The sequence below is a fragment of the Streptomyces sp. NPDC054757 genome, from assembly GCF_053612185.1.
Map to the genome: position 1 here is coordinate 98,185 of NZ_JBSHBW010000007.1, position 13,627 is coordinate 111,811.

General features: G+C 72.4%; 13 protein-coding genes. 8 read left to right on the top strand and 5 right to left on the bottom strand.

Annotated elements, in window-relative coordinates; all coding sequences use genetic code 11:
• Window positions 1-4: 4 nt before the first annotated feature.
• A complete protein-coding gene (gene meaB, locus ACWGKJ_RS12160) occupies window positions 5-1,000 on the top strand; it encodes a methylmalonyl Co-A mutase-associated GTPase MeaB (protein ID WP_385023071.1) in 996 nt (331 codons plus the stop codon).
• Between the two features lie 77 nt (window positions 1,001-1,077).
• On the opposite strand, the gene ACWGKJ_RS12165 is transcribed toward meaB, so the two are convergent.
• Entirely contained in the window at window positions 1,078-2,475 is a 1,398-nt protein-coding gene (locus ACWGKJ_RS12165) for a hypothetical protein (protein WP_385023069.1), read from the bottom strand.
• A 194-nt stretch (window positions 2,476-2,669) separates the two neighbouring features.
• On the opposite strand from ACWGKJ_RS12165, the gene ACWGKJ_RS12170 reads away from it, so the two are divergent.
• The 3 genes from ACWGKJ_RS12170 to ACWGKJ_RS12180 are packed head-to-tail and all read left to right on the top strand — an operon-like array spanning window position 2,670 to window position 5,575.
• On the top strand, window positions 2,670-3,956 hold the full coding sequence (locus tag ACWGKJ_RS12170) for a molybdopterin-dependent oxidoreductase (protein WP_385023067.1): 1,287 nt from the start codon (window positions 2,670-2,672) through the stop codon (window positions 3,954-3,956).
• Window positions 3,956-4,441 (top strand): hypothetical protein, encoded by a 486-nt coding sequence (locus tag ACWGKJ_RS12175; RefSeq protein WP_385023065.1) that lies wholly within the window; start codon window positions 3,956-3,958, stop codon window positions 4,439-4,441. The genes ACWGKJ_RS12170 and ACWGKJ_RS12175 overlap by 1 nt, the downstream gene beginning before the upstream one ends.
• A 9-nt stretch (window positions 4,442-4,450) precedes the next feature.
• Window positions 4,451-5,575 (top strand): slipin family protein, encoded by a 1,125-nt coding sequence (locus ACWGKJ_RS12180; RefSeq protein WP_385023063.1) that lies wholly within the window; start codon window positions 4,451-4,453, stop codon window positions 5,573-5,575.
• A 34-nt stretch (window positions 5,576-5,609) separates the two neighbouring features.
• On the opposite strand, the gene ACWGKJ_RS12185 is transcribed toward ACWGKJ_RS12180, so the two are convergent.
• Window positions 5,610-6,077 carry a nucleotidyltransferase domain-containing protein gene (locus ACWGKJ_RS12185; protein WP_385023061.1) on the bottom strand — a complete coding sequence of 156 codons (468 nt, stop codon included), beginning with the start codon at window positions 6,075-6,077 and terminating at the stop codon, window positions 5,610-5,612.
• Between the two features lie 306 nt (window positions 6,078-6,383).
• Window positions 6,384-7,088, bottom strand: a complete 705-nt coding sequence (locus ACWGKJ_RS12190) for a TVP38/TMEM64 family protein (RefSeq protein WP_385023059.1) — start codon at window positions 7,086-7,088, stop codon at window positions 6,384-6,386.
• Between the two features lie 385 nt (window positions 7,089-7,473).
• Here ACWGKJ_RS12190 and tuf point away from each other — a divergent pair, with 385 nt between their 5' ends.
• Together tuf and ACWGKJ_RS12200 are read left to right on the top strand one after the other, a co-directional pair.
• Window positions 7,474-8,670, top strand: coding sequence for an elongation factor Tu (tuf, locus tag ACWGKJ_RS12195; protein WP_385023057.1), 1,197 nt, complete (start codon window positions 7,474-7,476; stop codon window positions 8,668-8,670).
• 79 nt (window positions 8,671-8,749) lie between these two features.
• Complete coding sequence (locus ACWGKJ_RS12200) at window positions 8,750-9,595, top strand: spermidine synthase (RefSeq protein WP_385019262.1); 846 nt, start codon at window positions 8,750-8,752, stop codon at window positions 9,593-9,595.
• Here ACWGKJ_RS12200 and ACWGKJ_RS12205 read toward each other — a convergent pair.
• On the bottom strand, window positions 9,557-10,960 hold the full coding sequence (locus ACWGKJ_RS12205) for an MFS transporter (protein ID WP_385019260.1): 1,404 nt from the start codon (window positions 10,958-10,960) through the stop codon (window positions 9,557-9,559). The two genes, ACWGKJ_RS12200 and ACWGKJ_RS12205, sit on opposite strands and share 39 nt — an antisense overlap.
• Before the next feature lie 113 nt (window positions 10,961-11,073).
• Window positions 11,074-12,114, bottom strand: a complete 1,041-nt coding sequence (locus ACWGKJ_RS12210; protein WP_385019258.1) for a hypothetical protein — start codon at window positions 12,112-12,114, stop codon at window positions 11,074-11,076.
• 110 nt (window positions 12,115-12,224) lie between these two features.
• Here ACWGKJ_RS12210 and ACWGKJ_RS12215 point away from each other — a divergent pair, with 110 nt between their 5' ends.
• Both ACWGKJ_RS12215 and ACWGKJ_RS12220 read left to right on the top strand, forming a co-directional pair.
• Window positions 12,225-12,662, top strand: a complete 438-nt coding sequence (locus ACWGKJ_RS12215; protein ID WP_385019270.1) for a DUF4442 domain-containing protein — start codon at window positions 12,225-12,227, stop codon at window positions 12,660-12,662.
• A 287-nt stretch (window positions 12,663-12,949) separates the two neighbouring features.
• Entirely contained in the window at window positions 12,950-13,603 is a 654-nt protein-coding gene (locus tag ACWGKJ_RS12220; protein ID WP_385019256.1) for a DedA family protein, read from the top strand.
• Window positions 13,604-13,627: the final 24 nt, after the last annotated feature.

Genomic DNA, 13,627 nt, shown 5'->3' on the forward strand with positions numbered 1-13,627 from the left:
GCCCATGGCACCGCACATCGACCCGGACCGCTATGCCCAGGGCGTCCTCGACGGGTCACGGGCCACCGTCGCACGGGCCATCACCCTGGTGGAGTCCTCCCGGGCGGACCACCGGGCCCTCGCCCAGCAGCTCCTGACCGCGCTGCTCCCGCACTCCGGGAGAGCGCGCCGGATCGGGATCAGCGGGGTGCCCGGCGTCGGGAAGTCCACCTTCATCGACGCCTTCGGCACCCTGCTCACCGGGCTGGGTCACCGGGTCGCGGTGCTCGCCGTCGACCCCTCGTCCAGCAGGACCGGCGGCTCCATCCTGGGCGACAAGACCCGGATGGAGCGGCTGGCCGTCGACCCGGCCGCCTTCGTCAGGCCCTCGCCGACGGCGGGCACCCTCGGCGGAGTGGCCCGGGCCACCCGGGAGGCCATGGTCGTCGTGGAGGCGGCCGGTTACGACGTCGTCCTGGTGGAGACCGTCGGTGTCGGCCAGTCCGAGACCGCCGTATCGAAGATGGTGGACTCCTTCCTGCTGCTCACCCTGGCCCGCACCGGCGACCAGCTCCAGGGCATCAAGAAGGGTGTGCTGGAGCTGGCCGACGTCATCGCCGTCAACAAGGCGGACGGCCCGCACGAACGCGACGCGCGCTCCGCCGCCCGTGAACTGGCGGGTGCGCTGCGGCTGATGTACCCGTCCGATACGGCGTGGACCCCGCCCGTGCTCAGCTGCAGCGCCCGGGAGTCGCTCGGGCTCGACACCGTGTGGGAGCGGCTCGAACAGCACCGCAAGGTCCTGGACTCCTCCGGCGGGCTGGCCGCCAAACGGCGTGACCAGCAGGTCGACTGGGCCTGGACGATGGTGCGCGAGGGGCTGCTGAAGGAACTCCACGAGCATCCGGAGGTCAGACGGATCGCGCCGCTGCTCGAACAGGAGCTGCGCGGCGGCACGTTGACACCGACCCTGGCAGCCGAGCGGATCCTCGGCGCGTTCCGGGGGCTGTCAGCCGGCTGAGGGGGCGTCAGCCAGCTGCGGGGCGCCGGGCGGTGCCGGGGCATTGCCGGGCGGTGCCCACCAGGTCGTGGGGCGGCTCACCAGGTGGTGAGCAGCAGATGGTTGACGAGCAGGGCGAGGGCCGCCTGGAGTGCCAGCCAGCGGCGCCGGCCCCGGGCCGGGAGCAGCGCCGCCGCGGGCAGCAGCCAGAGCGCGAACGGGATCCAGATGCGCTCCGTCTCCGCCTTGCTCATGCCCGACAGATCGGCGATGAGCAACGCGATGAGCACCGCCAGGACCAGCAGCCCGAGCCGGTCGGCTGCCTCGTCCCGGGCCCCGCGCCACCGGCGGACCGCACCCGGCGCCGCGGCCCCCGCCCGCCGCAGTCCGGCCACGGCCGCCGTCCCGGTGATGATCACGGCGCAGGCCAGGTTGCCCCAGACCCAGTAGCTCTGCGGCCGGTCGCCGCCCACCCCCTGGTAGTAGCGCTCCACCAGCAGGCCGTACGCCTCCCACCAGTTGAAGCCCGCGAGCGTGAACACGAGTGCCACCAGCGCGGCTCCGGCCAGCGCGGGCGCCAGCGGCCGTGCGGTACGGGCGATGAGGAGCACCGCGAGGGCCGGTACCGCGAAGAGCGTCAGCCCGTACGAGAGATAGAGCGCCCAGCCGAAGAGCACTCCGGAGGCCAGGGCGACGAGCGCGGGGGAGCGGACCGTACGGGTGGCCGCCAGGGCGAGCAGGGCGACCGCCCAGGCGGCGACCGCGGCGAAGTAGCCGTCGGCCGATGTCCCGATCCAGACGGCGGCCGGGGCCAGGACGAGGAAGGGCGCAGCCCGGCGCGCGGTCCGCTCCCCGGCCAGGGCGCGGAGGGCGACCAGTACGGCGACCGCCGCCGATCCGCCGGCGGTGATGCACCAGACGCCCGCCCAGCCACCGCCGCCCAGGCCGATCCGGTCCAGCCAGACGAAGGTCAGCGTCGCGCCCGGCGGATGCCCGGCCACATGGGCGGGCCAGTTGCCCGGGTGCCCGATCAGGATGTGCTCGTCGAAGCTCCGCAGCGTCGGCCCGATGTGTGCGAAGCGGTCGATGACGCTGAGGTACTCGTTCCTGTTGACGAGCCGGTTCGCCACGCCCCGCCGCCAGCCGTCGACCAGGGCCAGCGACCAGATCCAGGCCAGCGACGCCCCGTAGACCGTCAACGTCAGTGTCCGCCAGGACAGCCGGGCGGCGAGCACCGGCCCCTGGACGATCACCACGGCCGCGACGGCGAGAGCCGCCGGAGTGCCCGGCCCCACATGCGGCAGCCACTCGGCCAGCAGCGGCGGCCATGACACGTGGAGGGTGCCGTCGGTGTTCTGGACGACGGTGCCCACGACGGCGGCCACGGCGACGAGCAGCGCCCCGGCGATGGCGGCGACGACGTCGGAACGCCGTCCGGGGCGCGTGGGAGACGCGGGGGCGGCGGATGTCCGGGTGAGGGGAGCGGGGGCTGTCACGGGCCCACGCTAGGCGGCGGCCCGGTGCGCGGTGGCGAGGCGGCGCCGTCCGTCACGGAACCGTCAGATCTCCGTACGGGCGCCGTCGACGTCAGAGTTTCGTCATCGGTTCCGGGCCTCGCACGGCCGGTTCTGCGGCCTAACGTCGGAGCGCGGCCGTGGACGACCACCGCCGGAGCCGTCCGGGAAGTGCCATGCGTGCCAAGCAGAACGCCCCGCAGATCATCTCGCCCACCGCGCCCGGGTTCTGGCGCAGTCCGCTGCGCGGCCCCTGGCTGACGGCGCTGCTCGGCCTGGTCCTGCTGGCCGGTATCACCGTGCTGGTCGTGACGGGCCTGCTCTCCTACGCCGCCTACAACCCGGATCTGGCCGCGGTCAACGACAAGACCCCGGGCAAGGGGCTGCTCGGCTTCTACCTCTTCGCGTGGCCCACCCGGCCGCACTGGCTCTACCGCCTCACGCAGGGGACGCACGTGACCCTCGGCGTCGTGCTCGTGCCGGTGCTGCTGGCCAAACTCTGGTCCGTCGTGCCGAAGCTCTTCGCGCTGCCGCCGGCCCGGTCGGTGGCCCACGCCCTCGAACGGGTCTCGCTGCTGCTGCTGGTCGGCGGGGTGCTCTTCGAGTTCGCCACCGGGCTGCTCAACATCCAGCTCGACTACCTCTTCCCCGGGTCGTTCTACACGCTGCACTTCTACGGGGCTTGGGTGTTCACCGGAGCCTTCGCCGCACATGTGGCCCTCCGCCTTCCCGCGGCGGTCCGGGTCCTGCGTGAGAGGGGGCTGCGGGCACCGCTGCGGGACCCGGCGGCCGGTCAGCAGGAGCCGCCCGACGGATCCGGCCTGGTCACGCCCCGTCCCGCCCCGATGACGCTCTCCCGGCGCGGGCTGATCGGGCTGGTCGGCGGCGGATCACTCCTGCTGCTCGTGGTGACGGCGGGCCAGAGCACCGGCGGGCCGCTGCGCCGGGTGACCCTGCTCGCGCCGCACGGGGGCGCGGAGCCCGGGCCCGGCCCGAACGGCTTCCAGATCAACAAGACCACGGCGCCGGCCGGCATCAGGTCCCGGGACACCGGTGACAGCTGGCGCCTTGAGGTACGGGGTCCCGGAGGTTCGGTGCGGCTGACGCGCGAGGAACTGCTGCGCCTCCCGCAACACGGCGCGCACCTCCCCATCGCCTGTGTGGAGGGCTGGTCGACACCGGACCAGGACTGGCGCGGCGTACGGCTGCGGGACCTGGCCGCCCTGGTGGGCGCCGACGGGCCGCCGGGAGTGCTCGTACGCTCCCTTCAGCAGCACGGTTCCTTCCGGGAGGCGGCGCTGCGGGACAACCAGGTCGGCGATCCGCGGTCGCTGCTGGCGCTGCGAGTCAACGGCGCCGACCTCTCGCCCGACCACGGCTACCCGGCCCGGATCATCGTCCCGGCCGCTCCCGGTGTGCTCAACACCAAATGGGTGGCCTCACTGTCCTTCGGGGAGCTGTGATGCGGCGGTTCGAGCGCTGGTACGGGGCGAGGCCGCCGCAGCTCGCCGTGCTGCTCGCCTCCTTCGCCGTGGCGGCGTACGCGGGGATGCGGCTGCTGTCCGGCGACCCGTACGGGACCGTCGTCTGGTTCGTGGGCGCCGCGCTCGTCCAGGATCTGGTGCTGATCCCGCTGTACTCGCTGGCCGACCGGGTCCTGCGGGCGCTGCCAGGCGTGGTGCGGCGGGGCTGGACCAACACACTGAGGGTGCCGGCGGCGCTGTCCGGGCTGTTGCTGCTCGTCTGGTTCCCCCTCATCCTCGGGCCGCCGGAGCGCTATGGGCGGGCCACGGGGCTGCCCGGCGGAGTGTTCCTGACCCGGTGGCTGCTGATCACGGCGGCGCTCTTCGCGCTCGCGGTCCTCTGGAGAGCGGGCAGGGCACTGCGCCGATCGCCAAGTGCGGCATTTGGGGCATATCGTGGAAAACGTAAGCGACTCGTGCCCTAGGGAGTCGTCATGGAAGTACTGGTGGCAGTGATCGTGGTGATCGTGTGTCTCGCCGCGGTCTACGGACTCTCCGCGGCCCGTGTGGTCAAGCAGTTCGAACGCGGTGTGGTGCTGCGCTTCGGCCGACTGCGCGAGGCGGAACGGCTGCCGGGTTTCACCACGGTGATCCCGGGGGTGGACCGGCTGCACAAGGTGAATCTGCAGATCGTGACGATGCCGGTCCCCGCACAGGAGGGCATCACCCGCGACAACGTGACGGTGCGGGTCGACGCCGTCGTCTACTTCAAGGTGGTCAACGCGGCTGACGCGGTCATCGCCGTCGAGGACTACCGGTTCGCGGTCTCGCAGATGGCACAGACCTCGCTGCGCTCGATCATCGGCAAGAGCGACCTGGACGATCTGCTGTCCAACCGCGAGAAGCTGAACCAGGGCCTGGAGCTGATGATCGACAGCCCGGCGATCGGCTGGGGCGTACAGATCGACCGGGTGGAGATCAAGGACGTGTCGCTGCCCGAGACGATGAAGCGGTCGATGGCACGGCAGGCCGAGGCCGCCCGGGAGCGGCGGGCCCGGGTCATCAACGCGGACGCCGAGCTCCAGGCATCGAAGAAACTCGCCCAGGCCGCCGAAGTGATGTCGAAACACCCGGCCGCCCTCCAGCTCCGGCTGCTGCAGACCGTGGCCGAGGTCGCTTCCGAGAAGAACTCCACGCTGGTCCTGCCGTTCCCGGTGGAGCTGCTCCGGTTCCTGGAACGGGCCCAGCGCTTCCAGCAGGCGCCGGGCGCGGATGCGGCGGACGGGGCCACCACAGACACCGGCGAGGCCCCCGCCGAGACATCCGACACTCCGGTGGCCGACGCGGTGGAGGCGGCCGTACCGGGTCTCTCCGCGGACGAGGTCGAGGCGGCGAAGGTGGACCTGTCCTCGCTCGGGATACCGCTGCCGGGTCTGGAGGCGCTGGAACAGTCCCGGAGGCCGGATTCTGCCCCGCCCGGTACCGGCCGGGCAGAGTCCGAGGGCGGTACCGGGAGCGATATCGAGGACGGTCCTCCCGTACCGGACGACGACCTGTCAGGACCGCAGCCCCGCGATCAGGACCTGGGCCCCGGGACCGGAGAAGAGACCGAAAGGTGAGCCGGCCGCCCGCTAGGCAGGTTGTGCCGATCCCTCAGCAGGGTGTGCCGATCCCGAAGACGCGCCGCAGCTGCGCCATGTCGTGCCGGTCCCGGTCGGCCGGAGCGTATCCCTGGTGGAAGAGCACCTGCTGCTCGGCGGAGACGCAGTCGACGGCCCGTCCCGCGACGCTGCCGGAGACGAAGCACTCCGCGGGGTAGCGGAACGGCTCCGCCGGATCGAGCGACTGCTGTACGGCCGAACCGTCCGGGGCGAACACCAGGGGGTGCAGGTCGATTTCGCGCCCCGAGGGGTGCGTGTACACGAAGCGGGCCGGGCGCCAGTCGAGCGATTCGGTGAAACCGGCCGCCGACAGCGCCGCCAGCAGCTCCGGCTCCTGTTCCGCGCGGTGCAGCAGGTCGATGTCGCGGTGTTCCCTGGTCTGTTCGCCCACCAGGGCGTCAATGCCCCAGCCGCCCGCGAGCCAGACCCCGATGCCCGCCCGGCGCAGCAGGGCGATCATCGAGCAGGTCCCGCGCGGTCATCACGAGCAGCACACTAGGGGCTGTCCGGCGGATCATGCCGCAGACGCGGGGTCTGGCACGCCCATCTGCGGCGTTGTCGTCGGTTGACGACGCTCCGCGTCGCCGCCCTCCTCCGCCTTGCAGCTGGACGCACCAGACCCCGCTCACCAGGACCGATTGGGAACCGGCGACACCTGCGCCCTGATCCGCCGGACAGCCCCTAACGCGGTGAGGCCGCCGCCCGCGCGGGCATTTCGCCCCCTGCCCCACCGGCCGACTGCCGCGCCCGCGGCCCCCGTACGCCGTCAGCGACCGGGCAGCCGGTGCCGCTTGCGCCAGGCGATCCACGCGGCCCCCGCCCCCGACACCACGATGAACCCCATCGCGGCAAGGAAGACCGGAGAGGTGGGGGACGATGCCCGGCTGCCCGCCACCACGTACGCCGCCGTGTTCGGCACCGATCCGGCCCCGGTGGCCAGCAGGAACGGCAGCCACCCCATCCGGGACACCGCAGCGCAGTAGTTGGCGGCGGCGAACGGCACACCCGGGAAGAGCCGCAGCGCGAGCATCGAGCGGAAGCCGTGTCTGCTCAGCTGGCCGTCGGCCGCCCTCAGCCAGCGCCCCCGCAGCATCGGCCGCAGCGCGCTCTGCCCGAGCAGCCGGCCGAGACCGAAGGAGACACCGGCACCCAGCACCGTCCCCGCGACGGCCGCGGCGAGCCCGGCCTGGCTGCCGAAGAGGGCGCCCGCGGCGAGGTTCAGCAGCGGCCGGGGTACGAACGCGGCCGTGCACGCGCCGTACGCGGCGGAGAAAAGCACCACGGCCGAGACACCGCTGAGCTGCGGAGGCCAGCCGGCGGCGAGCAGCCGCTGCGGCTGGAAGAGGAGCATCAGCGTCGCCGCGGCGACCAGCAGCACCACGAGCAGGGAGAGCCGGGACCAGGGCGAGGCAAGCGCCCTGACGCAGCGCGCGGTCAGGCCGGCGGTGGGGCGGGCAGCGGGCTCCAGCATCCCGGGAGACTAACCGACCCCGCGTGTGATCGCCGTAATGCTCAGGCCCGGGAGCCGACCCCCGACCCGCCCCGGAGCGCCCGGCGGACCGTCACGGCGCCGCGCACGGGCGGAAAACCGGTCGACGGGCGGGCGGACCCGGGGCAGGATCAGCACCATGTTCCGGTACGCCTTGCCCGCAGCGCCGTCCGCAGTCGCGGACGCGCCGAAGGCTGCCGGTCTCCTCGCTCCGCCGGCAACGGCCAAGCACGGCAAGGCCGTTGCCGCCGCCACCCTCGGCGGCGCCCGAAGCTGACCCTTCCCGGATCGTCCGGCGGACCCCGCAGGGGGAGGGTCGGCCGGACCCGGGGGTCCCACGCTTCGAGATCCTGAGGAAGAACAGGCCATGCCCAAGACGGCATACGTGCGCACCAAGCCCCACCTCAACATCGGCACCATGGGCCATGTCGACCACGGCAAGACCACCCTGACCGCCGCCATCACCAAGGTGCTCAGCGACCGCGCGGACAGCGGCACCTCCTTCGTCTCCTCCGACCGGATCGACCGGGCCCCGGAGGAGGCACGGCGTGGCATCACCATCAACATCGCGCACGTGGAGTACGAGACCGACACCCGTCACTACGCCCATGTCGACATGCCGGGCCACGCGGACTACATCAAGAACATGGTCACAGGCGCCGCCCAGCTGGACGGGGCGATCCTCGTCGTCTCCGCGCTCGACGGGATCATGCCGCAGACCGCCGAGCACGTACTGCTGGCCCGTCAGGTCGGCGTCGACCACATCGTCGTCGCGCTCAACAAGGCGGACGCCGGGGACGACGAGCTGACCGACCTGGTCGAGCTGGAGGTCAGGGAACTGCTCTCCGCCCACGGGTACGGCGGGGACGCGGCCCCCGTCGTACGGGTGTCGGGGCTGCGGGCGCTGGAGGGCGACCCGCGCTGGACCGCTTCGGTCGAGGCGCTGCTCGACGCGGTGGACACCTATGTCCCGATGCCCGAGCGGTACACCGACGCGCCCTTCCTGCTGCCGGTTGAGAACGTGCTGACCATCACCGGCCGCGGCACGGTCGTCACCGGTGCCGTCGAGCGCGGCAGGATCCGGGTCGGCGACCGGGTTCAGCTGCTGGGCGCCGACGCGGGCCCGGACGGCACGGTCGTCACCGGCCTTGAGACCTTCGGCAAGCCGATGTCGGAGGCCGAGGCGGGGGACAACGTGGCGCTGCTGCTGCGCGGGGTGCCACGGGACGCGGTACGCCGTGGCGACGTGGTGGCCGCCCCGGACAGCGTCACACCGCGCCGCCGGTTCACCGCGCGGGTGTACGTCCTGTCGGCGGCCGAGGGCGGCCGGACCACCCCGGTCTCGACCGGGTACCGGCCGCAGTTCTACATCCGTACCGCGGACGTGGTCGGCGATGTCGACCTCGGCGGGCTCTCGGTGGCCCGTCCCGGTGAGACGGTCACGATGACCGTCTCGCTCGGCCGTGACGTACCGCTGGAGCCCGGTCTCGGCTTCGCCGTCCGCGAGGGCGGCCGCACGGTCGGGGCCGGCACCGTCACCGAGGTCACCGGCGACGGGGCCTGACCGGCCGGACCCGGTGCCCGCCTCCCGGACGTAAACGGGGAGGCGGGCACCGGACCGGCGGGGACGGCACAATGGGACGGTGAACGAGGCGATACCGGTGATCCGGGACGTGGACCAGGGCACCGCGAGACTGCTGCCCGACGTCGACCGGGAGCGCGCCTGGCTGCTCACGGTCGACGGGGCCCCGCAGTCGTACGTGGATCTGGACGATCCGGAGCATCTGGAATTCGAGTACGCGCGCAGACTCGGCCACGTCGTGGACTGCGCGGCCGGCCCCGGGGAGCCGCTCGACGTCGTGCACCTCGGCGGGGGCGCTCTCACACTGCCCCGCTATGTGGCGGCGCGCAGGCCGGGTTCGCGGCAGGAGGTGGTGGAGGCGGACCGGGGGCTGCTCTCTCTGGTCGCCGAGGCACTGCCGCTGCCGCACGGCTCGGGCATCACCGTGCACCCCATGGACGCGCGGGCCTGGCTGGACGGCCGTCCCCCGGCCTCAGCCGATGTGCTGATCGCGGACGTCTTCGGCGGTTCGAGGGTGCCCGCCCACCTGACATCGGCCGAGTACGCGCGGTCGGCGGCCCGGGTGCTGCGCGGTGACGGGGTCTACGCGGCGAACCTTGCCGACGGTGCGCCGTTCGGCTTTCTGCGGACCCAACTCGCCGCGTTCCGCGCGGTGTTCGTCGAGGTCGCGCTCATCGCTGAGCCGTCCGTACTGCGCGGGCGGCGCTTCGGCAACGCGGTCCTGGTCGCCTCGCACACCTGCTTGGACACCGCGGGACTGAGCCGGCGCACAGCATCGGACGCCTTTCCGGCCCGGGTCGAGCACGGTGCGTCGCTGGACCGGTTCACCGGCGGCGCCAGGCCGGTCACGGACGCGGAGGCGGTCGCCTCACCCGAGCCGCCCGAAGGGGCTTTCCGTATCGGGTGAGGGCCCGGCGCCGGGCGTCGGCTGTACGGCGGGTCCTGCGACCGTCCGGTCCGCCGGTGTCCATTCGGCGGCGGTCGGGTCCGCGGTTTCCTGGCTCCCCGCTTCCTGGCCCCCGGCCGCCCGGTCCGCGGCGGTCCGGCGCGTCAGATTCCGTACGTCCGGGACGCACAGCACCGCGGCCGTCAGCAGCGCGACGAGGCCCGCGCACCCCCACAGCGACGCGGTCCTCCCGAACGCCTGCTCCGCCGGGCCCGCGAGCGCCGTGGCGAGCGGCAGCATCGCGAGTGAGCCGAGCCAGTCGTAGGAGGAGACCCGGGAGAACTTGTCCTCGGGGATCTCCTGGTGCAGCGCCGTCATCCAGGAGACACCGAACGTCTCGACCAGCACGCCGCTGAAGAACATCACCCCCACCAGCGCGGCCAACGGCACCGGCACGGCCAGCGCGGCCGAGGGCAGTGCGAGCGGGAAGACACAGAGCGTCCCGGTCAGCAGCAGCCGCCGCGGTTTCCACCGCGTCATGATCAGCGCCCCGCCCACCGTGCCCGCGCCGAAGGCCGCGAGCGAAAGGCCCCAGGGGCCGGCGCCGCCGAGCGAGTCCCGGGCGACCAGCGGCCCGTAGACCGCCTCCGCCGCGCCGATGACCGCGTTGACCACGGCGAACTGCACGATGACGCTCCACAGCCAGGGCCGCCCGATGACCTCGCGCCAGCCCTCCCGCAGATCGGCCAGCATCCCGCCGCCCGGCGCACGCGGCGCGATATGGCTGACATCGAGGAAGGCCCGGAGCGATCCCGCGACGGCGAAGGCCGCCGCGTCGACGGCGAGCACCCAGCCCGGCCCGATCGCGGCGATCAGCGCGCCGCCCAGCGCGGCGCCGCCGATCCCCGCGCCCTGCATGGCCATCCGGTAGAACGCGAAGGCGCGGCCCGCCTCGTCGCCCTGGACGCTGGAGAGCAGCATGCCTTCGGAGGCGGGCGAGAAGAACGCCTGACCCGTACCGCACAGCGCGGTGAGCACCATCATCTGCCAGAGCGGCGGGTGACCTGTCAGGACCAGGACGGCGAAGGCGGCCTGGGACACGCAGTTCAGGGCGTTGGCCGCGACCATCACACGGTGGCGCGGCAGCCGGTCGGCCAGCGCTCCGCCGATCAGCAGGAAGAGAACGAGCGGCAGCGTACGGGCCGCGGCGAGCAGCCCCACGTCGCTGCTGTCGCCACCCGTGTCGAGGACGGCGAACGCCGAGGCGATCAGGGCTCCGTTGCTGCCGAGGCTGGTCACCACGGCGGCCGCTGTGAGCAGGGTGTAGTTGCGCCCGGCCCACGCGGGGCGGCGTATGGGGGAAGGGGCGGCAGCGGGAGACGTCACTCAGGGACTATCGCTGCCGCCGCCCCTCCCTGCCAAACGCCCGCCCGGCGCCTGTCCTGCGGCAACCGGGAGCAATCGGACGTGGCGGGCCGGATCCCGTCGGGCGCCGGGCCTCAGTCGTCGCTCGCGCCGGTGGGCTCGCCCGCCAGCCGCACCGTGCTGAGGATCTTGTCGACCGTCGCCTGCGGGAGCGCCCCGGGAACGCCGGTGCTGTTGTACAGGGAGAACGCCACGAAGTCGTCCTTGGTGTTCTTGAAGCCGAAGGTGATGGCCTGGCCGTCCGTGGTGCACTTGGACTTCTTCGGCACACCGGTCGCCCAGGCGCGGGCGAGGCTGCCCTTGACCCCGGACTTGGTGGTGTACGGCTTCGACTTGGAGGTCTTCACCAGTTTCTCGTTCGGCTGGGTGTAGGCGCCGTAGACCCACCAGGGCACCTGGTTCTCGGCGACCTGCTGGGTGTTCTTGGCCCCGTCCGCGCCCTTGGTCCCCGCCCCGCCGAGCCCGGTGTCCTCGGTGTAGCCGTCCTTGTCGGAGTCGTCCGTGCACCACTTGGACTTGTAGAACGCGGGCGCCGAGTGGCCGATCAGGGTCTTGCCCTTGTCGTCCTCGAAGCCGCTGAAGGTGCCGGACGACGCCACTTCCCAGTCGGGCGGCACATCGAAGGCCGTGCCCCACTTCGGGTTCACGACCACCTTCCACCCGGCGACGACCGGCTTGACGGCTTCGCCGCCCGCCCGCGGGTTGTCGGCGGGCGGGGGGCTCTGGCGGTCCTTGGACGCGGAGGCGGACGGGGACTTCTCGCCGGCCTGGACCGTGCCGCCCTTGCCGCCGTCGTCCTTGAACACGACCACACCGGTGATCACCGCGGCGGCGACGACGGCCGTCGCGGAGACGATCGCGATGACCGTCGTCTTCTTCCTGTCCTCGGGCGAGCGGGGTGCGCCGGGCGTTCCCACCGCGTACTGCGGAGCCGTCGGCTGCTGATACGGATTGGGCTGCTGGTAACCCTGCGGTGCTCCCTGCTGCGGAGGTTCTGGCTGAGGTTGACCCTGCTGGTAAGGGTTCGGCTGCTGGTACCCCGGCTGCTGATAGGGATTCGGGTTCTGGTCCTGCGGGTTCTGCTCGCCCCCGGGCGGCTGCTGTCCTGGCCACATGGCGAGTAACCATAGAGGTGACAGGGGCACGTCGCTACGGGCGCCCCCGGCCGGGGATGGCCAAGGGGAGCTACCGACGGGTAACCTCCGGTGTCATGACCGCAGATCAGATGTCGGCAGGCGAACTGCTCGCTGCCACGGTGCCCATGGCCAGGACCCTCAACCTCGACTTCCTGGAGACGACGCCGGAGCGGGCTGTCGTCCGTCTGCCGGACCAGGCCGGCTTCCACAACCACGTCGGCGGGCCGCACGCGGGTGCGATGTTCACGCTCGCGGAGTCGGCGAGCGGTGCGATCGTCATCGCCGCGTTCGGCGAACAGATGAAGCGCGCCGTACCGCTCGCGGTCCGCGCCGAGATCGACTACAAGAAGCTCGCGATGGGCGACGTCACCGCGACCGCCACCCTGGGCCGGCCGGTGGCCGATGTGGTGGCGGAGCTGGACGCGGGGGAGCGGCCCGAGTTCCCGGTCCACATCGCCATCCGGCGCGCGGACGAGGCGGTCACCGGTGAGATGACGGTGGTGTGGACGCTGCGTCCGAACTCGTGACCGGGGACGTGTGACGTGTGACCGGTGACTCTCCGGAGTCCCGACGGCTTCCCCGGACTCCTGACTGGTTCTCCTGACTGGTTCTCCTGACTCCTGTGAATCCTGGCTGCTTGCTGCTTGAGCCCTGGCTGCCGACGGGCGGCGGTCGGCCGGTGTCCCGGCCGGCCCCCGTCAGCCCCGGCTTCCGCCGTCGGCGGCCACGCCGGCCGAACGGGTAGGCTTCCCGCAGGCGGCGCGGGGGGCGCGCCCCCCGCAGACACGGGTACTTCGAAGGGCAGGGGCCGGCGTTGCACATCCAGGCATGGCTGGAGACGATTCCGGCGATCAGCATCTATCTCCTGGTCGCGGTGGTCATCGGGGTGGAGAGCCTCGGGATCCCGCTGCCGGGGGAGATCGTTCTGGTCAGCGCCGCCCTGCTGGCCTCCCAGCAGGGCCACATAGACCCGCTCGTCCTGGGCATCTGCGCCTCGGCGGGCGCGGTCGTCGGCGACTCCATCGGATACGCGATCGGGCGCAAGGGCGGACGCCCGCTGATCGCCTGGCTCGGCCGCAAATTCCCCGGACACTTCAGCGGGGCCAACATCGCCATGGCGGAGCGGTCCTTCGAGAAGTGGGGCATGTGGGCGGTGTTCTTCGGCCGTTTCATCGCCCTGCTGCGCATCTTCGCCGGGCCGCTGGCGGGCGTACTGCACATGCCGTACTGGAAGTTCCTCATCGCCAACATGCTCGGCGGCATCCTCTGGGCCGGCGGTACGACGGCGGCCGTCTACTACGTGGGCGTGGTCGCGGAGTCGTGGTTCAAGAACTTCTCGTACGCGGGCCTCGCCGTGGCCGCCGTACTCGGGGTGGCCTCGATGCTCGTCATCAAGAACCGGGCGAAGAAGGCGCACGCGAAGGCCGAAGCGGCCGCCGAGACGCCGGACTCCGTACCCGCCGACTGAGCCCACCGGCCACCGGCCACCAGC